The organism is Glutamicibacter sp. MNS18 (genome assembly GCF_026107515.2).
Taxonomy (GTDB): domain Bacteria; phylum Actinomycetota; class Actinomycetes; order Actinomycetales; family Micrococcaceae; genus Glutamicibacter.
On sequence record NZ_JAPCHW010000006.1, the window covers coordinates 101985 to 123032 of the forward strand.

Here is a 21048-nt window from a genome sequence, read left to right on the forward strand (position 1 = left end):
CTAGAGCGCATCCACGTAGTACCAGACCCCGTCCTCGCGCACGAAGGTGCTGATCTCATGCTGCTCGCCATCGGTTCCCGCCGAACGGTAGCGGGCGCTGAATTCCACCACTCCACGTGAGGCCTGCGGCCCTCCGGCCCGGGTACGCCTGATCGACAGGCCCAGCCATTGTGTCCCGGCATCGAAGTCCAGGCTTCGTGGCCGGGTGCTCTCATGCCAGGTCTCCAGCAGGTAATCGGCCAGGTGCAGGACAAACGCGCTGTATCGTGAGCGCATCAGCGTCTCGGCGGTGGGCGGCAGGGCGCTGTGGTCGGCGCGGCCGGCATGCCAGGGTCCGCAGCAGTCCCGGTAGCCGGGTTGCCCGTCCTGGCCGACGCGGCAGGGGCAAGGTGCATCCGGTGTAGTTTCCATCAACACCAGAGTACTGGGCCATCAACCAAGTACATGCTGCCCCGGCCTGCGGTTCCTTCCAGGCTCCCGGCCAACTGGAGGGTATCGACGCTGCTGGCACCAGGGTGGCCTAATTGTGAGCAACTGAACACGAGCGGGTGAGGACAACGGATTCCGTGGCCGTCGGGCACTTCTGTCCGGTCGGGGCAGTGTTTCGCACCGGGACTACGGCGAACCGGACTTCCGAGCGACCCGATTGCCGGCTGTGCACGGATAGCTGGCTCACACTGGGTCCGGGGATGGGCCGCATTGCCGGTAGACTGTAACCGCAAGCTCGCGGAGCGCCAATCCCCCCTGGTGTGAGACGGCATTCCGTGTGGCATTTAACCACCCTCGTGCACAGGAGATATGCCGGATGCCCCGGATCGTTGTTGATGTCATGCTCAAGCCAGAAATCCTTGACCCCCAGGGCAAGGCGATTGCGGGAGCACTACCCCGCCTAGGCTTCTCCTCCTTCGAAGCTGTCCGCCAGGGCAAGCGTTTCGAACTGACCGTTGAGGGTGAGGTGACCGAGGAAATCCTCGCCCAAGCCCGCGAAGCAGCCGAAACCCTGCTGTCCAACCCGGTAATCGAGGACGTTGTCAACGTCGAGGTTGTTGCGGACTAATGAGTACCGAACTACCCCTGATTGGCGACTACTCGACGCCCGGTACTGAACTGTCTGGTGCCCGCATTGGCGTGGTGACCTTCCCCGGCACGCTCGATGACCGTGATGCCGCCCGCGCGGTTCGCGCTGCCGGTGCCGAAGCCGTCGCGCTGTGGCATGGTGACACCGATCTGCAGGATGTCGACGCGGTGATCATCCCCGGAGGCTTCTCCTACGGTGATTACCTGCGTGCCGGCGCCATCTCCCGTTTCGCACCGATGATGGCCAAGATCGTTGACGCCGCGAACTCGGAAGCCCGGCTGCCAGTGCTCGGCATCTGCAACGGCTTCCAGATCCTCACCGAATCGCACCTGTTGCCCGGCTCGATGATCAAGAACGACCACCTGAAGTTCATCTGCCGTGACCAGCTGTTGCGTGTGGAGAACAACGAGACGGCCTGGACCAACCAGTACGACAAGGGTGAGGAAATCACCATCGTGCTGAAGAACCAGGACGGCCAGTACGTGGCCGACGAAAAGGTGCTGGACGAGCTGGTTGCCGAAAACCGCGTGGCATTCTCCTACGTGGGCTGGAACCCGAACGGTTCGCGCCGCTCGATCGCCGGCATCAGCAACAAGGCCGGCAACGTGGTGGGCCTCATGCCGCACCCGGAACACGCCATCGAGTCCGGGTTCGGTCCGGACCACCGCGGCACCGACGGCCTGCGGTTCTTCACCAGCGTCGTGACCCAGCTTGTTGGAGGCAAGAAGTGACCCAGGAATTCAACATCGATACCGTTGAAAACGCGGCCGGCACCCCGAACGTGGAGCTGCCATGGGCCGAACTGGGCCTGAAGGCCAACGAGTTCGAGGAGATCGTCAAGATCCTCGGCCGCCGCCCGACTGCCGCGGAACTGGCCATGTACTCGGTCATGTGGTCCGAGCACTGCTCGTACAAGTCCACCAAGAACCACCTGCGCCAGTTCGGTGCGAAGGTGACCGAGGAGATGAAGAAGGACCTGATGGTCGGCATCGGCGAAAACGCCGGTGTCACCGACCTGGGCGACGGCTGGGCCGTGACCTTCAAGATCGAATCGCACAACTCCCCCTCCTACGTGGAGCCCTACCAGGGTGCGGCCACCGGCATCGGCGGTATCGTGCGCGACATCATCTCGATGGGTGCCCGCCCGATTGCCGTCATGGATCCATTGCGCTTCGGTGCCATCGACCACCCTGATTCGCAGCGTGTGGTGCACGGTGTGGTTTCCGGCATCGGCGGCTACGGCAACTCGCTGGGCCTGCCGAACATCGGCGGCGAAACCGTCTTCGACCCGATCTACCAGGGCAACCCGCTGGTCAACGCGTTGGCCGTGGGCGCCCTGCGCCACGAGGACCTGCGCCTGGCCAACGCCTCCGGTGTGGGCAACAAGGTCGTGCTTTTCGGGGCACGCACCGGTGGTGACGGCATCGGCGGCGCTTCGGTGCTCGCTTCGGAGTCCTTCGACGACACCAAGCCCTCCAAGCGCCCTGCCGTGCAGGTCGGTGACCCGTTCGCCGAGAAGGTGCTCATCGAGTGCTGCCTGGAACTGTTCAAGGCTTCGCTGGTCGAGGGAATCCAGGACCTGGGTGCCGCGGGCATTTCCTGCGCCACCAGCGAACTGGCCTCCAACGGCGAGGGCGGCATGCACGTGGAACTGACCAATGTGCTGCTGCGCGATTCCACCCTGACCCCGGGCGAGATCCTGATGTCGGAGTCCCAGGAACGCATGATGGCCGTGGTGACCCCGGAGAACATCGAGGCCTTCGAAGCCGTCATGGCCAAGTGGAACGTCGAGTACTCGTGGCTCGGTGAGGTGACCGACACCAACCGGCTGGTCATCACCTGGAACGGCGAGGTCATCGTGGACGTGGACCCGAAGACCGTGGCCCATGACGGCCCGGTCTACGACCGCCCCTACGCCCGCCCGGACTGGCAGGATGCCCTGCAGGCCGACACCTTCCGCTCCTCCGAAGCCGGCGCCAACCTGCCGTCTTCCGGTGAGGAATTGAAGGCCGCCGTGCTGGAACTGATCGCCAGCCCGAACATGTGCGACAAGTCCTGGATCACCAGCCAGTACGACCGCTACGTGGGCGGCAACACCGCCCTGGCCGCCCCGGATGATGCCGGTGTGGTCCGCGTGGATGAGCAAACCGGTCTGGGCGTGGCCATCGCCACCGACGCCAACGGCCGCTACGCCTACCTGGATCCGTACGCCGGGGCCCAGCTGGCGCTGGCCGAGTCCTACCGCAACGTCGCCACCTCCGGCGCCGTGCCGGCCGCCGTCTCGGACTGCCTGAACTACGGTTCGCCCGAGGACCCGGATGTCATGTGGCAGCTGGCCGAAGGCATCCGTGGCCTGTCCGATGCCTGCATGGAACTCGGTGTCCCGGTGACCGGCGGCAACGTCTCGCTGTACAACCAGACCGGTGACAAGGCCATCCACCCGACCCCGGTGGTCGCCACCTTGGGCAAGCTGGATGATGTGGCCCGCCGCACCCCCTCGGGGTGGCGCGAGGAGGCCGACGGGCAGGCGATCTACCTGATCGGCAAGACCTTCGACGAGCTGGACGGCTCGGAGTTCGCCAACCTGCGCGGACACCTCGGCGGTCTGCCACCGAAGGTGGACCTGGCAGCCGAGAAGGCTCTGGGCCAGGTGCTGATTAACGCCAGCCGCGACGGCATGATCGATGCCGCACATGACCTCTCCGAGGGCGGCCTGGCTGCCGCACTGTCGGAGATGGTACTGCGCTACGGTGTCGGTGCCCGGGTGGCACTGGACGAGATCATCTCCCGTGACGGGATCGACGCATTCACCGCGCTGTTCTCCGAGACCCAGGCCCGCGCCCTGGTCGCGGTGCCACGCAGTGAAGAGGTCCGTTTCAACGACATGACCAGCGCCCGCGGCATCACCGTGGCCCGCATCGGTGTCGTTGACGCACAGTCCGGCGCCCTGGAGGTCCAGGGCCAGTTCACCGCTTCGGTGGAAGAACTGCGTGAGGCCCATGAAGGAACCATGGTCAAGTACTTCGGCTAGGTTCCGGTAACTGGACCGCACGAGTAAACGGCCCGTTTCCCTGTGGGGAGGCGGGCCGTTCGCCGTTGGTTGCGGATACCGGGCGGAGGACACTCATTTGTTGCTGAGCACGTCCTCGATGGCTTCGCCGTCCACCAGGATCTCGGCGCTTCCGGTTCCCGCGGCCGTCATCGCCGTATACTTCAGCTGTTCGATAATCCGTGGATCATCGCAGGCACCACCGGAAACTACCTGGCCGGTCAGGTCGACAGTGACGGTATCGGCGGCGACCTGAGCGGCGACGAATTCCAGGTCCGAGGCGACCAAGGTGTTCTGCAATCCGGAGGCACCATGCTCACGCTCGTCGTCAGCCAACAAGGTGCTCATCGAGACCTCGACCTGATCGGTGAATTCCACCGGGGTACTTTCCGTGGCGACAATCGAATCCCCACAGCCAATCTCGGGTCCTGACACGCCTTCGTCCCCGATCGCTACATAAAACAAGGTCAGTGCCGCGGTGGTGGGTGAGGGGCTGGGTGATTCATCCGGCGGCGCGGAGGTCGTTGCGGTGGCCGGAGGTGTGGTGGTTTGGTCGGGATCAGGGCTGGAGCCGCCGGTACATCCCGACACGGCCAGCACCAGACCGAGCGTTGAGACACCGGCAATCCGGCGGATCCAAAGGGATGCCATGGTTCTTCCTCCCTGGGACACGGTGGACATCGTGGCATTAACCGTAGACACGGTGTGGGCCCGATGACAGCACGGGAGCATTGCGATTCGGGCAAGATGGGGTGGACCAGTACCCAAAGTGCCAACCTGTAACCCACCCGGCTTTTCCCTCCAAGTGTTTCACCGGCCACTTGTGCACCGCCCTCGCACCCTTCAAACTCGAGACATCAGCAGTTGGCGCAAATGTGTACTCCAGGGAGCCCAGCCATGTCGCACCGCAAGAAATACAAGAAGTATCAGAAGAAGTACGGGCACGGTGCACAGGTCGCGGTTCCGGCACAGGACCACTTTCTCCTCGAGGTGCTGCGCCGAGCGGAAAAACACGGCGCCAAGGCCGGGCACAAGACCGTCCGCAAGGCCCTGAAGCATGCGGAGCACAATGGTCCGAACCTTTCCGAGGCCGAAGTCGAGGAACTCTATGCCGCGGCCGAACGTGCCGGGGCAGCCGCGGCCTTGCTCGCGGCCCGCAAGATGCTGGGGAAGAACCTCGGCCACGGCGAATTGCCTCCGGAGTCCATGTCCACCGGGCATGCGCCGATGGCCACTGTCGATCCCCGCCAGGTACCGCCAGCCGGATACGTTCCCGGGGCAACCCAAGCCAGCGAACGGTCGCGCGGCCACCACCTGCAGGGCATGGGCCAACATGTGCTGACCATCAAGCGTATTGAGGAACTGAGTCCCGAGATGGTCCGCATCGTGGCCGGCGCCCCGAAGCTGGCCGGATACCGCCCGAACTCCAAGGCCGACCAGTACGTCAAAATGTATTATGCCGACCCCGCGCTCGGGCTGGTTCCACCCTATGACCTGAAGGCTTTGCGTCAAACGCTGCCACGGCAGCAGATGCCCCGTTCCCGCTCCTACACGATCCGCTGGGTTGATGAGGCTGCCGAGGAATTGGCCATCGATTTCGTGTTACATCAGGACCCCGGATCCGCTGGTGCCTGGGCCGCTGCGGCGAAGGTCGGCGACCCGATGGTGATTTCCGGGGCACGCGGGAAATTCACGCCGCGCAGTAAATCGGACTACTTCATCTTCGCAGCGGACGAGGCCGGGATCCCCGCCATATCCTCCGCTGTGGCAATGCTCCCGGAAAATGCCCAGGGGGTGGCCCTGCTGGAGATCGCCGGGCCCGGCAGCGAGTTCACGATTCCGCATCCGGATGGTGTGGAGCTTCGCTGGCTTCACCGCAATGGTGAAGCGGCCGGAACAACGGACCTGCTGCCCCAGGCCATGCGCGCCCTTCCGCAACCATCACGGAACACCGCGGTGATGGCCCACGCCGAGCGCAGCGCGGCCAAGGCCATGTCCGGCATCGCCTCCAGCTGGGGATTGGACAAGAAATCGGTGCACATTTACTCGTACTGGACGTTGCGGCGGGCGAAGATCCGGCATTAGCAACCGGTTCCCAGGCAGTAACGTTGGCGGTAGGAATTCCTACCGTCACCTGTCAAGGAGCCATTCATGACCCAGGTAAGCCAACGTGAGCGTGCCGTGCGTTCGGCAGGTGGGCTGGCACTGGCGGCACTTGGCGGTGTGCTCCTGGGAAATGCGGCTGCCTCGATCAACCTCATCCTCGCCCTGCTTTGCGCGGGGCTTGTTCTGGCCGGCTCACTGCGATTCCTTGACGCGCTGAAGGCCACCCGGTGGCGGCCGGTGCACGTGGTAGCCGCGCTGCTGCTCGTGGCCTCCGGACTGCTGCTGGCCTTCTGGCGCACCGCGAGCCTGCCGGTGTTGGCCCTGTCTATCTCGCTGGTTCTGTTGCTTGGCGGCGCGCTGCGTCTGGCGGCGGTGTTTTCGAATCGTGCCGAATCACGTTGGCACGGGGCACTCAGTGCTGTTACCGGGCTCTTCGCCTCCGTGTTGGTGGTCTTCTGGCCCCGGCTCTCGCTGTGGGTGCTGGCGGTGGCCTTCGGCGGCTGGCTGGTGATCCTCGGTCTGCATACCCTGTACCGGGCCTGGTCTGACAGGATCCCTCCGCGACCCCGGTGGGTAACGCCCCTGGCACGGTTCGGCAGCGGATTGTTGACGGCTGCGGGCCTGGTCCTGGTGTTGGCGTTGGGCTCGGTCACGGCACTGATCTACGGTTCCGGGTCCACGGCAGTACCCGACGGGTTCTATCTTCCTCCGGCCTCGGTACCGGACGAACCGGGTCAACTGGTGCGTTCCGAGCCCCTGGAGCGGATGGTCCCGGATGGATCCCGCTCATGGCGCATCCTCTATACCACCATCGACCAGGACGGTGCCCCCACCTTGTCCTCCGGTGTGCTCACCGTGCCGCAGGACGCCGCCGGTGAACTTCCGGTCATTTCCTGGGCGAACGGGACTAAGGGGGTGGAACCGCGATGTGCCCTGTCGATGGCGGAGGATCCCTACGAGGATGGTCCGCAACGGGCGCGGCAGCAGATGTTGGAGGCCGGGTGGGCGATCGTGGCCACCGACTACCCAGGGCTGGGGACCGCCGGGGTGCACCCCTATCTGGTGCCACGGGCCGAAGCCGCCGCGGTGCTGGATGCCACGCGGGCCGCGGGCCAGGTTGAGGCAGTCCGCTTCTCCGGCCAGACGGTGTTCTGGGGCCATTCCCAGGGCGGGCACGCCGCCTTGTCCGCGGCGGCCTTGGCCGACGGGTATGCCCCGGAACTTGGTGTCCTGGGCACCGCCGCCATGGCCCCGGCCAGCGACCTGCCGGTCTTGGCCGCTTCGGTGGCCGACTCGGCTGCCGGCAAGGTGGTCAGCAGCTATATTGCGGCCAGCTGGAACACGCTGTACCCGGAGCTGGGCATCGTTGACCGGCTGGGGCGTGGCGCAAGCCGGTCCGTGGAACGCATTGCAGCAAATTGCTTCAGCGGCACCGACGTCATCACCGCCATGGCCGAAGCCAGCCAGTTGTTTGAACCGGTATTCCCGGCCGATGCGTTGGCCGGGCCGATCGGTGAACGGTTGGCGGAGAACTCCGCTCCCCTGTCGCTTGATACCCCGGTCTTCCTGGCCCAGGGTGGCGCCGATTCCTTGGTAACCCCCACGATGCAGCGGGGGTGGCGCGCCGCTGCCTGCGCCGCGGGAACCTCCATCGAATACCGGGAATACCCCGGGCTGGAACATATGGGCCTGGTGGCCGGGGACTCGCCGCTGAACGCCGACCTGGTCCGCTGGACCGGGCAGCTGCTGCAAAGCCGGCAGACCGGGGAGAACTGTGGTTCCTGACAAACCGTGCCCCGCCGTGCCGCCGCAGCCCCAGCCGGTCGAGGTGTTTTGGAAGTGCAACCTGGGCTACTACATCGTCGTCTGGGTGTACCAGGGTGTCACCCGGGTGCATTTCGAAGACGAGGTGGTTTCCCTGCACGTCGGCCAGGCCGTCTGGATTCCGCCGCGGCTGGCCCACCGGGTGGAACATGATGGAACCTCGGTGGCCCTGGCGATCCTGATCCCGGATCGCGGTAGCCACAGCCTGGGCGGTCACCGGGTGTTCATCAACGTGCCACCGAGCCATACCCAGTGGATGTTCCACCTGATGCTGCTCACGCTATCGCCGCTTCATACCGGGCAGCTGCCGACGTCGCGGATCGTGGATTTGCTGGCGCACTTCGCCACCGGTGAACCGCCGGGCAGGCCAGCGGCGGAACTGCTGCTCCCCCACCATCCGGCAGCACGCCAGGTCGCGGCCATGGTGCTGGCCGATCCCGTCCATGCACCGCCCCTTGTCGAATCCGCCCGGCGGCTGCAGGTGAGCGAACGCACCCTGCGCCGGGCCTTTGCCGAGCAGACCGGCATGGGCTTTCGGCAGTGGACAGCGGCCGCGCGCCAGGCAGTGCAGTTGCGTGGCCAAACGATGCCCGCCATGCCGGTTCCGGCGCTCACCACCCGCTGGATGAACTTCCTGGACGAGGACATCATCCTGTGGGCCATGCGCGGCAGGGCGACGGTGCAGCTACTGGCCCACGCCGCATCCGGCCGGGACCCGCGTGAGCACCGCTTGCAGGCCGGCCAGTTCCTCCTGGTACCCCACGGACACTCTGTTCGGCTGGATATCGAATCGGGGTCGATGCTCTTCCCGCTCCGCGTGGATGCCGGTTATCTGGAGTTGGGGGGTAGGGACACCATGCCATGCCAGCTGCCTGCCGATCACGGTCCGATCATGCTGCACCGGGCGATCAACCACATCACCTTGCTACGCCCCACGGAGTTCGACCGGCGCGACACGCTCAGGATGCTGGAAAAGGTCCCGGACTACCCGGGGCTGGGCTACCCGCGGACCCGGGCGTTGCGGCGGGTGGCAGATGAACTCGCCGAGGATCTGCGCGGGCGGCTTTCGGCCGCAGAGGTCGCCCAACGGCACGGATTCAGCCTGCGCCAGCTGCAGCGCCTCTGGCCCCTGGAAACAGGCCTGAGCCTGCGCCGTTGGCGTCAGGCCCACCGCATGCAACGCGCCGATGCGCTGCTGGGTGCCGGATTCGGCATTGCCCGCACGGCCGCCCAATTGGGGTTCACCACCCCGGGAAACTTCTCCCGGGCCTACACCCGGGTTCGTGGCTACCGGCCCAAGCCGCACCCGCCCACAGGACAAAGCGGACATTTTTTGATCTTTTAACGACAAGCAGGCGTCACCGCATGGACATGGGAACCCAGCGGGAACCCCGGATTCATTGGGAACCAGCCCACCGGCGGCCAGACCAAGGGTAGGCGAGCCTAAATTACGGGTACTAGGCTCTGGCACTGTCATCTTATTGTCAAGCCGCATCCTCACACTCGCGGCGCAGTTCCTCCTGAGGAGAACCACCCAGTGCGTTCCAACCTGTTCAAATTCGCCACCGCGGCTGCCGCCGCGGCCCTGACCCTTTCGCTGGGTGCCTGCGTCTCCGGCGGTGCCACCGAAGCCTCCGAAGCCCCGGCCGGTACCCAGGACTCCGGCAGCTGGCCACGCACCGTCACCCACGAAAAGGGCAAAACCGAGATCCCGGCCAAGCCCGAGCGCATCGTCTCCACCACGGTGTCCACCACCGGCTCGCTGCTGGCCATCGACGCCCCGGTCATCGCCACCACCACCGCGGCCGTCGCCGCGGAAACCGACGAGAAGGGCTTCTTCAGCCAGTGGGCCGAGGTTGCCACCGAACGCAATGTGGAACCGCTGAACTCCATCGGCAACTTCGATCTGGAAGGCATCCTGGCCCAGGAGCCCGACCTGATCGTGGTCTCCACCTCGGGCGCCGACTCCGAAATGGACCACTACGACCAGCTGCGCGAGATCGCCCCGACCATCGTGGTCAACTACGGCAACAAGGATTGGAAGGAGCTGGCCGAGGACCTGGGCGAGGCCACCGGGCAGGAAGCCAAGGCCGAGGAAATCGCCCGGAGCTTCGATGAGCGCGCCTCGGCGATCAAGGAGAAGCTGGCCGTGCCGGAGGGCACCACCGCCTCGATCGTCTCCTACAACCAGGGCGCCGATTCCCCCGTGGGCAAGACCACCGGCCCGCATTCCCGCCTGATCTCCGCACTGGGCTTCGAGATCCTGGACCCGCCTGCGGAATTCGATACCTCAACCCAGGTGCGCCAGGACTTCGCCTTCACCTCCTACGAGGGGCTGAGCGAATCAGCCACCGGCGATGCCGTCTTCCTGATCTCGGCCACCGATGACACCGCCAAGAACTTCAAGGCCGATGCCACGCTGGCGAACCTGCCGGCCGTCACCAAGGACAACGTCTTCCCCTTGGCCAACTCGTTCCGCCTGGACTACTACTCCTCGAACGACATCCTGGACTACTTCGACAACAGCTTCCCCGGGCTGAACCAGTAGGACCGTGCTGCTTCGAACCCACACCGCCAGCCACCGATCACGGACCACCCCGTGGTTGGTGGCATCGGCGCTGCTGCTCTTCCTGGGGTTGGTGTCCTTCGCGGTGGGGTCCAAGAACATCTCCCTGGCCGAAAGCTGGCAGGCGCTGGCCGCTTTCAACCCGGCCAACAACAACCACCTGCTGGTGCGCGAACTGCGTATCCCCCGTACCCTGCTGGCCATCGTGGTCGGTGCCGCCCTGGGGCTGGCCGGTGCGCTGATGCAATCGATGACCCGCAACCCGTTGGCCGAACCGGGCCTGCTGGGTGTCAATGCCGGTGCCGCCTTCGCGGTGGCGGTGGCCATCACGCTGGGTGTGGTGCAGCCGGTGGGCTACATGTTCTTCGCCTTCGCCGGGGCCGGGGCCGCCAGCGTCCTGGTGTACCTGCTGGGCAGCCGTCACCGGGCAGGCAACGATGTGGTCCGCCTGGTGCTGGCCGGCGCGGGCCTGTCCGTGATGCTCATGGCCGGCACCCAGGTGCTGATCATCGGCGGCGGCTCCGAGGTGCACGCGCACTTCGCGGCCTGGGCCACCGGGTCGCTGCAAGGCCGCGGCTATGACGTGTTGCCGATCGTCTCGATCGTCATCCTGCTCGGGGTACTGCTGGCCCTCTCGCTCAGTCGCGAGCTGGATGGGCTGGCCCTGGGCGAAGACAGCGCCCGGGCCCTGGGGATCAACCCGACCCGCACCTGGTTCATCTCGTCGCTGGCCGTGATGCTGCTGGCCGGGGCGGCGACCGCCGCCGCCGGGCCGATCAGTTTCATCGGGCTGGCCGCCCCGCATGCCGCCCGCATGATCGTCGGCCCGCACCATGTGCGCTTCCTGCCGTTGTCCATGGCCCTGGGTGCCCTGGTGCTGTTACTGGCCGACATCCTCGGACGCGCCATCGTGGCACCAATGGAACTGGGTGCCGGGGCCATGAGCGCGCTGATCGGCGCTCCGCTGTTCATCTTCCTGGCCCGTCGCAAGCTGAAGGCGGGACGATGAGCTACACCGATCTCTCCGCACAGGCGCGAACCACCCGCCGCACGCTGGTGCTCGGCACCCTGGTGCTGTTGCTGCTGGCCAGCGCCGTGGTGGCGCTGGGCATCGGGACCATCGCCCTGACCCCGACCGAAGTGGTTGCCGCGCTCACCGGACAGGGCAGCGGCCGCGATGCCATGGTGGTCAACTCCATCCGGATGCCGCGGGTGCTGACCGCGATCGGCGTGGGAGCCGCGCTGGGTGCGGCCGGCACCAGTTTCCAATCGATTTCCCGCAACCCGTTGGGCAGCCCGGACATCATCGGCTTCACCACCGGGGCCGCCACCGGCGCGGTCGCGCAGATCGTGATCTTCAACGCCGGACCGTGGGCCACCGCCCTGGCCGCCATGGTCTCCGGTCTGGCCACCGCCGTCGCGGTCTACCTGCTCTCCTTCTCCAAACGTGCCAGTGGCGGCCAACGCCTGGTGATCATCGGGATCGGTGTGGGTGCCATGATGGCCGCGGTCAACACGCTGCTGCTGGCCAAGGGGGATTCCGACCTGGCCGCGCAGGCCAACCTCTGGCTCTCCGGGTCGCTGGGCGGCCGGACCTGGAACGACGCGCTGCTGGTCTGCCTGGCGTTGCTCATCCTGCTCCCGGTGCTGGCCCTGCAAGGCCGGGGCATGACCCTGCTGGAGATGGGTGACGACTCCGCCCGGGCCCTGGGGGTCAGTGCCGAGAAAGTGCGCCGGATCGGGATCTTCGCCGCCGTCTGCCTCACCGCGGCTGCCACCGCCGCAGCCGGGCCGATCGCCTTTGTGGCGCTGGCTGCCGGGCAGATCATCCGCCAGCTGATCGGCAACCGCACGGTGCCGATGATCCCCTCGGCCCTGACAGGTGCGGTGCTGCTGGTCATCTGCGACGTGGTTACCCAGAACCTTCCCGTGCATGCGCAGGTACCCATTGGATTGGCCACCTCCATGGCCGGCGGGCTCTACCTGCTCTGGCTGATCACCCGCCCGCAAACCCGCACCTGAGGCCGGGTCCGGCCCCGCAGCGAATACCAACCCACCGTTCACAAGGAGAAGCTCATGACAGCCCTGGAAATCCAGATCGCGGAGATCGTTGACTACACCCCGCAGATGCGCCGGGTGGTTTTCGCCGGCGAGGCGGTGGCCCGCTATGCGGCGCACCGTCCGTGCGTGCCGAATATCAAGATCTACTTCCCCCGCCCGGGCGAGCCCATCGACCTGCCGGTGACCGATGAGCGCGGGCGGTGGGCCTTCGTGGGCGACCAGCGCTCCCGGGTGCGCACCTACACCGTGCGCTGGCTGGACGAGGAGAACTCGCGCATGGCCATCGACTTCGTGCGTCACGGCGACGAGGGGCTGGCCAGCGCCTGGGTGGAACGCATCAGCGTCGGGGACAAGCTCGGCGCCCTGGGCGGCGGCGGGCTGGTGCTCAAGCCCGGCGGTTACGCGGTGATGTTCGGCGATGAGACCGCACTGCCGGCCATCAGCGACACCTTGGAGCATATGCCGGCCGGGCAAACCGGGCAGGTGTTCATCGAGGTGGCCGCCGAGTCCGGGATCCATGAACTGGCCAAGCCCGAAGGCATCACGGTCACCTGGCTGCCCCGGGGCGGCAAGCCGGCCGGCAGCACCCGACTGCTCATTCAGGCCATGGAGAACCTGTCGGTACCCGAGGGGTTCGCCGACATGTCGGCCGTGCACCTATGGGTTTCGGCGGAGTCCGAGGTGGTGCGCTTTGCCCGCAAGTGGGCGGCCATGGTGGGGATCGGGCGCGCCAACCGGCTGATCATCGGCTACTGGCATCGGGACCTGAACGAGGTGGCCTATGGCAAGCTCTCGGATCATGACCGGGTACGCGACGAGATGGACTACGAACGTCCCGGCCATGAGGAAGACCACCGCCACGACCACGACCATGCGCACTAGGATGCGCCCTGCGGCATCCGACACCCTATGCCCCAAGGTCCCCGGCTTCCTGGCTTCCCGCCTGGCCGCGGAGGGTTTCGGGTCGCTGCTGCGCGGCATCGACAGCAAGCAGGTACCCTACCCGCTACTTGATGCGGACCCGGCCGAGCCGCAGACGTGTTGGGCCACCTTCCTGTGGGTCGAGGACCGGCCGTCCAACCCGGCGAGCGCGGTGATCCTCTCGGCCAATGCCATGGTCGGCCAGGACCAGCTGGAGCGCTGCGAATACGAGCAGGTGGCCGAGGGGCTGTGGGCCATCACCCTGCGGGTGCCTTCGGACTGGATCGCCTCCTACCGCCTGAGCGTGCACCGTGGCGCGGGCCCGGCCCCGTGGCGGGCCACCACCGATCGCCGTGCGATCCGGCTGGCGGCCGATGCCGGCGGGATCGACCGGCTGAACCCGGCCGTGGGGGCCAGCATGAATGGCGTCCCGGTATCCCTGGTGTACGGCCCTGCCGCCGCGGTGGAGCCCCGGCTGGCCGCGGCCACCCCGGTGCTGGATCGGCCCGGGCCTGCCATCGGCGGCTGGGGCGAGGCCGACACCACCGAGGCCCCGTTGCCCGAGCGGGTCGACGCCCACGAGGTCTTCGATGGGAACTGCGGGCGGATGCGCCGGCTGTGGACCTACCGGCCGCCGGTTCCGGCGCGGAACACCCCGCTACTCGTGGTTCACGACGGGGCAACGTGGGTACGTTTCCAGTCCATCGCCGCGTCCCTGGATGCGGCGATCGAGTCCGGGCTGCTCCCCCCTTTGCATGCGCTGTTCGTGGATAGCACCAATGTGTCGCTGCGTTCGGCCGAGCTTCCGGATGCCCAGGGGACCACCCGCTCGCTGGCCGAGCAGTTCCTCCCCTGGGCCCGGGAACTGCTGCCGGTCTCCGCGGCCGCCACGCAGACGGTGGTCACCGGTTCTTCCTTCGGCGGGTTGGCTGCGCTGTTGGCGGTGGCGCATCATCCCGAGCTGGTGGCAGTGGCGCTGGCCCAGTCCCCTTCGCTGTGGCATACCGATCTGTCCGGGGAGTTGGCGTCCCTGGATCCGCGGGCCCGGGTGTTGCTGCAGGCCGGGCGCTACGAGACCGGGATCCACCGGGCCTGCGCACAGGCAATGGACGAGGTTGCCGGCACCCAGGCCGCACCGCGGATCGGGTTCCAGCCGATTTCCGGTGGCCATGACTGGGCCTGGTGGTCGGCGCAACTGCTTCCCGGGCTGGCCCGGATGCTTAATCCGCAGGAATAGGGGTGGCCGGTTCACCCCCTCGACGAACCGGACATCTCCCGGCGTCCCGGCACCTCGGGAATATGGTTGACACGTCAATGATCTACTGTCATGATTGATGCATCAACTTAACGTCAGCGGGATGGGAATACTCATGAACTCCATCGAGAACATCGAATTCGGCATCGACACCTTCGGCGACGTGCCAAGGGATGCCCAGGGCAACATCGTCTCCCACGCCCAGGCCATCCGCGCCACGGTGGAAGAGGCCGTCGTTGCCGACCAGGCCGGGGTGGATGTCATCGCGGTGGGTGAACACCACCGTCCGGACTACGCGATCTCCAGCCCCGAAACGGTGCTCGCGGGAATCGCCACCGCCACCAGGGACATCAAGCTGACCTCCGGGGTGACCGTATTGTCCTCCGACGACCCGGTCCGCGTCTTCCAACGCTTCGCCACCGTGGATGCCCTGTCCAATGGCCGGGCCGAGGTCATGCTGGGCCGCGGGTCCTTCACCGAGTCCTTCCCGCTCTTCGGTTACGACATGGCCGATTACGAGATCCTCTTCGACGAGAAGATCGACCTGTTCCACAAGCTGCTGGACGAGAAACCGGTAACCTGGCAGGGCAGCACCCGCGCCGCACTGGACCAGGCCGATATCTACCCGAAAACCGAATCCGGCCGGCTCAAGACCTGGGTCGGGGTCGGCGGATCCCCGCAGTCGGTGATCCGTACCGCCCGCTACGGGTTCGGCCTGATGCTCGCCGTCATCGGCGGCTCCCCGGAACGCTTCGCACCCTACATCGACCTCTACCACCGGGCGGCCGGGCAATTCGGCAACCCGGCCCACCCAGTGGGCCTGCACTCCCCCGGCTTCGTCGCAGACACCGACGAGCAGGCCAAGGAACTGGTCTTCGAGCACTACAAGGCGCAACGGGACCGGATCGGCGCCTCACGCGGCTGGAACCCGATGACCCGGGCCGAGTTCGAGAACGAGGCCGCCCACGGATCGCTGTACATCGGTTCACCGCACACCGTGGCACGCAAGATCGCCAAGACCATCGGCACCCTGGGCATCGGACGCTTCGACCTGATCTACACCGGTGGAGCAGTCCCGGCCGACGCCCGGCTGCGTGCCGTGGAACTCTACGGCAGCAAGGTCATCCCGCTGGTGCGTGAAATGCTCGCCGAACAACCCGGCCTGGTGGGAGCCACCCGATGAACCCACGGAAAGGGAACATGATGGACAAGCAGACCATTGGCATCCTGGGAGCCGGGAAAATCGGTACCGTCCTGGCCCGCCGGGCACTGGCGGCCGGATACCAGGTGCTTATCGCCGGCTCCGGCGATCCGGCGAGGATCGCCCTGACCATTGAAGTGCTCACCCCGGGAGCGGAAGCAGTGGATCCGGCCAACGCTGCGGCCCGGGCGGACATCGTGATCCTTGCCCTGCCGCTGGGCAAGTACCGTTCGGTACCCGTGGAACAACTGCAGGGCAAACTGGTCATCGACGCGATGAACTACTGGTGGGAAACCGACGGTATCCGGCAGGACCTGGATGACCCGGAGGTGTCCACGAGCCAGCTTATCCAGGACTTCCTTCCCGGGACACGGATCGTCAAGGCCTTCAACCATATGGGCTACCACGAGCTTGATGAAGGATCCCGGCCCGCCGGCACCGCAGGTCGCAAGGCCATTGCGCTCGCCGGGGACCGGCCGGAGGACAAGGCAGTGGTCGCCGGGATCATCAACGACTTCGGTTTCGACCCACTGGACATCGGCCCGCTGGCCGAAGGCGTACGGCTGCAACCGCGCCAGCCCGCCTTCGGCGCCAACCAGCCCCGGCAGGAACTTCTCGAACTGATCCGCCAGGGTTCGGCCTCCCGGCCGGCGGCTACGGTACCGGCAGCGGCCGACGGCCGGTAGCCGGCTGCTCCAACCCCAGATGGTCCCGGAGGGTCGCGCCCTGGTAGGCGGTGCGGAACCGCCCACGGCGTTGCAGCTCCGGGATCACCATGTCCACGAAGTCCTCGATCCCGCCGGGCAGTGCCGGCGGCATCAGGTTGAACCCGTCGGCAGCGCCGGAATCCAGCCAGTGCTCCATTTCGTCGGCAATGGATTCGGCGGTGCCCACCATGGTGCAGTGCCCTCCGCCGGCCGCCAGCAGGCCCAGCAGTTCACGTACCGTGGGCTCGTGGACCTTGATCAGCCGTTGGATGGTGGCATAGCGCCCCTGCGGCCCGCTGAATTCCTCCGACCCCGGCAACTCCGGAACCGGTTCGTCCAATGCCCACCCCGAGGTGTCCTGCTGCACGAACACGCCCAGCTGTTTCAGCGCGTCCGCGGTGGGTAGCAGACGGTTCAGCTCGCGTTGTTTGGCTCGGGCCTCCTGCTGTGTTCGTCCCACATAGGTGACCAGGCCCGGCATGATCGCCACACCCTGTTCACCCCGCCCGGCGGAGCCGATCCGGGCGCGCAGGTCCCGGGCATAGTCCAGGGCCATCTGCTGATCGGCGGCCACCGCGTAGACCGCCTCGGCGTACTTCGCGGCCAACGTCCTGCCCTGGACCGAGGACCCGGCCTGGAACAGCACCGGGAACCCCTGCGGGGTACTGGGCACATTCAGCGGACCGCGCACCGAGAAGTGCTCCCCTTGGTGGTTGATAGCCTGCAATGCCCGGGGATCGGCGAACCGGCCCTGCCGGTCTATTTCCAGCGCGTCCCCCGGATACGACTGCCACAGCCGGCGCATCACCTGGATGAACTCCTCGGCCCGCCCGTAACGGGTGTCATGATCGGGCAAACCGTCCATCGAGTGGTTCTGCGCCTCCGCATCCCACATGCTGGTCACCACGTTGACCCCGGCACGACCGCCGGAGAGGTGGTCCAGGCTGGCCAGCATCCGTGCGGCATGGAACGGGGTGTGGAAACTGGACGACACCGTGCACACCAGACCAATACGACTGGTGTGCTGGCTCAGGGCCGAGAGCAGGGTCAGCGGTTCGTGGAACCAGGTCGGCCCCGCCTGGGCCGCACTCGGTGACAGCGACTGCCCATCGGCCAGGAACACCGCATCAAGCAGACCGCGTTCTGCGGTACGTGCCAGTTCGATGTAGTACTCGGTCCCCGACAGGCGCTCGGCCGCCGAATCCGGGGCGCGCCAAGCCGCCTGGTGGTGACCGGCCCCGTAGATGAACAGGTTCAGCTTCAACTGCCTGGGTGCACCATGCTCCCGGCTCATCCCTTGACCAACCCGCCATCGACAATCAGGTTCTGTCCGGTGACCCCACGTGACCACGGCGAGGCGAAAAACAGCACGGCGTCGGCCAGCTCCGCCGGAGACGTCACCCGGCGCAACGGGGTGCCTGCGGCAATCATGTCGAAGACCTCCGGTGGGGTAGCCGCCGAGGCGTCGGTGGTGCGCAGCAATCCTCCGGAAACCATGTTCACGGTGATGCCCTCTGGGCCCAGGTCATCGGCGAAGGTGCGGGTCAGGGACAACAACGCCGCCTTGGTGGCGGTGTAATCGTGGTACGGCACCACCGGATGCTGGAACAGGTTGGTTCCAATGTTGATAATGCGCCCGAATCCCGCCTGGCGCATTCCCGGGAGCACCGCCTGGATGGCCGCCACCGGAGCCAGCACCGAGCCGGCGAATTGTGCGCTCAGCTCACCGGCGGTCAATTCACCGGCCTTGGAGCGGGCGTCGCCATTGAACGAGAAATCAACCAGCGCGTTATTCACCAGGGTGCTCGGTGCGGTGCCGAAATGTGCGGTGGCCCGCTCAACCAGTGTGCCCAGCTGCCCCGCGTCACGGACATCGGCTTGCAGCGCCAGTGCACGTTCGGGGTAACCGGCGGCCAGCTCGTGGGCTGCCCCGGCCGATGAGTGGTAGTTGAGCACCACCCGGGCCCCGGCCTCCAGGAAGGCGGTGCTGATCGCTGCGCCCAGGCCGCGGGCACCGCCGGTGACCAGTACCAGCTGGTTTTCCAGGGACTGTGCCGTAATCGCGGTCGGGGCTGCGGTGGCTTGTGTATTCATGATGGTCGATCTCCTTGATCTGTCGGTCAAGGCGAACGGAACCCGGATGGGTGCGTCGATGTACTCCGTGCTGGAGATGGGGTTTCACGCAATTCCAGGACATTCCCTTCGCCAGTATTAACTGGTGCAGGTTCAACGGGTGTTATCTCAGCTGCTTACGCGGCACCCCGTGTCACTAATCCCAGTTCTATCACATAAGTCCGCGTCCCGATGTCCCATAGGCAGCAGATTGCGTCTGGTCGGCTGGCCCACCCTTGCCCGGGGCGCGGACCCGGCCTACGGTGAAGATATGGACAAGGCACATAACGGGCAGGACAAGGATCCCTACGCCCCGGAGAACATCGACACCGGCGAACCGACCCCCGAACAACTGCGCAAATGGCGCGACGAGGGCGGCTTCGAGAAATCATCGGCCCCGTTGCCGGAGGACGAACCCGATTCCACCGCAACCTGAGTTTGCCCGGAGGGAGGCACACCACAGGGCATACTGCGGCATTTCGCCCCAATTTGTCGGTGCGGGGCGATAGGGTTCTGGAAGTATCCACGGCACTCCGCCCCCCTCAGTGTGCCGGAAATCCCCTAAGGAGTAGTACTTTCAGCATGCGCAGTCTGCGTCGTTTTCTCGGTTTGGCCCTGATCTCCGGGTCCTTGGCCCTCACCTCATGTTCCGTCAGCGCGCTGGGCGACATCGACATCCAGCTGGACACCACCACGCAGTCGGCATCTGCCGGAAACCCGCCGATCACGGCGGATCAGTCGGTGGAATTCGCCGAATCCCTCCAGCTGCTCGAACAGATCGACATCAAGGGGCGGGCACCGAAGACCGGGTATTCCAGGGACCTGTTCGGCAAGGGCTGGAAAGATCCCGACCGCAATGGGTGCGACGCCCGCAACGATATCCTCGCCCGCGACTTGGGCGAGGTGGAGTACCGGGAGGGGCGGATCGAATGCGTGGTGCTGAGCGGCGTGCTCAACGATCCGTACACGGGTCAGAGAATCGATTTCACGCGCGGCCAGGGCACCAGCACCGCCGTGCAGATCGACCACGTCGTGGCGCTGTCCGACGCCTGGCAAAAGGGTGCCCAGCAGTGGGATGCGGACACCAGGCTGAATTTTGCCAATGATCCGCTGAACCTGATGGCCGTGGACGGTCCGACCAACGCGTCCAAGGGCGACAAAGACGCGGCCACCTGGCTACCGCCGAATCGGTCGTTCCGCTGCACATATGTTTCGCGCCAGACCCAGGTCAAGGCGAAATACCAGGCCTGGATGACGCAGGCCGAACATGATGCCATAACCAAACTGTTGCGCAGCTGCCTGTAAAAACCTGCCGCCCCATCCCCCATTGGACTGAGTAACCCGTCAGGAAATCGTACTTTCGGACGATGGCAACATTCCGTATTTGTGCAATCATTATAAATACATTGATTTGCTAATCAGCTATTGGGGCGCCCAAGGGGCATGAGGTGAGGTAGGAATATGAAACGTCGGGTCCTGGGAGTGGTTCTGCTGGCACTGAGCACCGCGTGCTTCATGATGTCGCTGAACGCCGACCAGCGCGAGTACGCCTACGGTTTGCTGTCCGCCGCCTACCTGTTGTTCATCCTGGCGGTCTTCGCCACCGTCTCCCGGCTGGTCAGTTCCTCACGGGTCACCCACGTCTCCCGAAGCCGCTAGCGATCAGATCTTCTTCACGATCGAGGACTTCAGCTCCATCTGGCCGAACCCATCGACCTTGGCGGCGATATCATGATCCCCGCTCCCCTGGACCAAACGGATATTGCGCACCTTGGTCCCGGCCTTCAGTGCACTCTGCGCGCCCTTGACCTTCATGGTTTTGGTGATGGAAACGGTGTCGCCGTCCTGCAGGATGTTGCCCACGGCATCCTTGACCACGGATTCTTCCGTCGCATCGGTTTCGGCCTCGGACGCGTTCCACTCGTGGGCGCATTCCGGGCAGACCAGTAGGGCATCCATTTCGTAGGTGTACGTGCTGGAACATTCAGGGCATGGAGGCAGGGTTTCACTCATACCCCATACCTTACGACAGATCCGGCCTTGTTAGACTGCGATTCAGCCTGCCCAAGGTGATACGGCGTGTCCGGGTGGGTGGACAGAATTTTGGCTGCCGTTAACGCCAATTTAGTAAAAAGCATCGACAGGTTCACCCCAGTGGGATAGACATG

At 65.8% G+C, this 21048-nt stretch carries 21 protein-coding genes and 1 riboswitch; of the genes, 16 read left to right on the forward strand and 5 right to left on the reverse strand.

Annotation, left to right across the window (positions count from 1 at the left end; genetic code table 11):
- Positions 1–411 carry a YchJ family protein gene (locus OK351_RS10265; RefSeq protein WP_265158516.1) on the reverse strand — a complete coding sequence of 137 codons (411 nt, stop codon included), beginning with the start codon at positions 409–411 and terminating at the stop codon, positions 1–3.
- A 394-nt stretch (positions 412–805) separates the two neighbouring features.
- Between OK351_RS10265 and purS the strand changes: the two genes are divergently transcribed.
- The 3 genes from purS to purL are packed head-to-tail and all read left to right on the forward strand — an operon-like array spanning position 806 to position 4109.
- A complete protein-coding gene (gene purS / locus OK351_RS10270) occupies positions 806–1057 on the forward strand; it encodes a phosphoribosylformylglycinamidine synthase subunit PurS (RefSeq protein WP_265158518.1) in 252 nt (83 codons plus the stop codon).
- Positions 1057–1809: a phosphoribosylformylglycinamidine synthase subunit PurQ gene (gene purQ / locus OK351_RS10275; protein WP_265158520.1), complete on the forward strand. Its 753-nt coding sequence runs from the start codon at positions 1057–1059 to the stop codon at positions 1807–1809. Before purS ends, purQ begins: the two co-directional genes overlap by 1 nt.
- Positions 1806–4109: a phosphoribosylformylglycinamidine synthase subunit PurL gene (purL, locus tag OK351_RS10280; RefSeq protein ID WP_265158522.1), complete on the forward strand. Its 2304-nt coding sequence runs from the start codon at positions 1806–1808 to the stop codon at positions 4107–4109. The genes purQ and purL overlap by 4 nt, the downstream gene beginning before the upstream one ends.
- A 93-nt stretch (positions 4110–4202) precedes the next feature.
- Here the strand turns inward: purL and OK351_RS10285 are convergent, their stop codons facing one another.
- Entirely contained in the window at positions 4203–4778 is a 576-nt protein-coding gene (locus OK351_RS10285) for a GerMN domain-containing protein (RefSeq protein WP_265158524.1), read from the reverse strand.
- A gap of 246 nt (positions 4779–5024) precedes the next feature.
- Between OK351_RS10285 and OK351_RS10290 the strand changes: the two genes are divergently transcribed.
- The 10 genes from OK351_RS10290 (at position 5025) to OK351_RS10335 (ending at position 16747) form a co-directional block, all read left to right on the forward strand.
- Positions 5025–6212 (forward strand): siderophore-interacting protein, encoded by a 1188-nt coding sequence (locus OK351_RS10290; protein WP_265158526.1) that lies wholly within the window; start codon positions 5025–5027, stop codon positions 6210–6212.
- Between the two features lie 66 nt (positions 6213–6278).
- Positions 6279–8018, forward strand: coding sequence for a lipase family protein (locus OK351_RS10295; protein WP_265158528.1), 1740 nt, complete (start codon positions 6279–6281; stop codon positions 8016–8018).
- A 16-nt stretch (positions 8019–8034) separates the two neighbouring features.
- Positions 8035–9402 carry a helix-turn-helix domain-containing protein gene (locus OK351_RS10300; RefSeq protein ID WP_265158531.1) on the forward strand — a complete coding sequence of 456 codons (1368 nt, stop codon included), beginning with the start codon at positions 8035–8037 and terminating at the stop codon, positions 9400–9402.
- A 192-nt stretch (positions 9403–9594) separates the two neighbouring features.
- On the forward strand, positions 9595–10605 hold the full coding sequence (gene fepB, locus OK351_RS10305) for a Fe2+-enterobactin ABC transporter substrate-binding protein (RefSeq protein WP_265158533.1): 1011 nt from the start codon (positions 9595–9597) through the stop codon (positions 10603–10605).
- A 4-nt stretch (positions 10606–10609) separates the two neighbouring features.
- Positions 10610–11632, forward strand: coding sequence for a FecCD family ABC transporter permease (locus tag OK351_RS10310; protein WP_265158535.1), 1023 nt, complete (start codon positions 10610–10612; stop codon positions 11630–11632).
- Positions 11629–12645 (forward strand): FecCD family ABC transporter permease, encoded by a 1017-nt coding sequence (locus tag OK351_RS10315; protein WP_265158537.1) that lies wholly within the window; start codon positions 11629–11631, stop codon positions 12643–12645. The genes OK351_RS10310 and OK351_RS10315 overlap by 4 nt, the downstream gene beginning before the upstream one ends.
- A 54-nt stretch (positions 12646–12699) precedes the next feature.
- Positions 12700–13566, forward strand: coding sequence for a siderophore-interacting protein (locus OK351_RS10320; RefSeq protein WP_265158539.1), 867 nt, complete (start codon positions 12700–12702; stop codon positions 13564–13566).
- Entirely contained in the window at positions 13526–14842 is a 1317-nt protein-coding gene (locus tag OK351_RS10325) for an alpha/beta hydrolase-fold protein (protein WP_265158541.1), read from the forward strand. Before OK351_RS10320 ends, OK351_RS10325 begins: the two co-directional genes overlap by 41 nt.
- 133 nt (positions 14843–14975) lie before the next feature.
- Positions 14976–16043: an LLM class flavin-dependent oxidoreductase gene (locus OK351_RS10330; RefSeq protein WP_265158543.1), complete on the forward strand. Its 1068-nt coding sequence runs from the start codon at positions 14976–14978 to the stop codon at positions 16041–16043.
- Positions 16040–16747, forward strand: a complete 708-nt coding sequence (locus OK351_RS10335; protein WP_265158545.1) for an NADPH-dependent F420 reductase — start codon at positions 16040–16042, stop codon at positions 16745–16747. Before OK351_RS10330 ends, OK351_RS10335 begins: the two co-directional genes overlap by 4 nt.
- Here OK351_RS10335 and OK351_RS10340 read toward each other — a convergent pair.
- Together OK351_RS10340 and OK351_RS10345 are read right to left on the reverse strand one after the other, a co-directional pair.
- On the reverse strand, positions 16716–18062 hold the full coding sequence (locus OK351_RS10340) for an LLM class flavin-dependent oxidoreductase (protein ID WP_265158547.1): 1347 nt from the start codon (positions 18060–18062) through the stop codon (positions 16716–16718). The genes OK351_RS10335 and OK351_RS10340 overlap by 32 nt on opposite strands.
- Positions 18059–18862, reverse strand: coding sequence for a 3-oxoacyl-ACP reductase (locus tag OK351_RS10345; RefSeq protein WP_265158549.1), 804 nt, complete (start codon positions 18860–18862; stop codon positions 18059–18061). Before OK351_RS10345 ends, OK351_RS10340 begins: the two co-directional genes overlap by 4 nt.
- 85 nt (positions 18863–18947) lie before the next feature.
- A riboswitch (TPP riboswitch) is annotated at positions 18948–19042 on the reverse strand.
- A gap of 109 nt (positions 19043–19151) precedes the next feature.
- On the opposite strand from OK351_RS10345, the gene OK351_RS10350 reads away from it, so the two are divergent.
- The 3 genes from OK351_RS10350 to OK351_RS10360 all read left to right on the forward strand — a co-directional run bounded on the left by OK351_RS10350 (position 19152) and on the right by OK351_RS10360 (position 20539).
- Positions 19152–19316: a hypothetical protein gene (locus OK351_RS10350; RefSeq protein WP_265158551.1), complete on the forward strand. Its 165-nt coding sequence runs from the start codon at positions 19152–19154 to the stop codon at positions 19314–19316.
- A 146-nt stretch (positions 19317–19462) separates the two neighbouring features.
- Positions 19463–20185, forward strand: coding sequence for an HNH endonuclease family protein (locus OK351_RS10355; protein WP_265158553.1), 723 nt, complete (start codon positions 19463–19465; stop codon positions 20183–20185).
- A 156-nt stretch (positions 20186–20341) separates the two neighbouring features.
- The gene (locus OK351_RS10360; RefSeq protein ID WP_265158555.1) at positions 20342–20539 is read left to right on the forward strand and encodes a hypothetical protein; all 198 of its coding nucleotides are present in this window, start codon (positions 20342–20344) and stop codon (positions 20537–20539) included.
- A gap of 3 nt (positions 20540–20542) precedes the next feature.
- On the opposite strand, the gene OK351_RS10365 is transcribed toward OK351_RS10360, so the two are convergent.
- Positions 20543–20893 carry a zinc ribbon domain-containing protein YjdM gene (locus OK351_RS10365; RefSeq protein WP_265158557.1) on the reverse strand — a complete coding sequence of 117 codons (351 nt, stop codon included), beginning with the start codon at positions 20891–20893 and terminating at the stop codon, positions 20543–20545.
- Between the last annotated feature and the right edge of the window lie 155 nt (positions 20894–21048).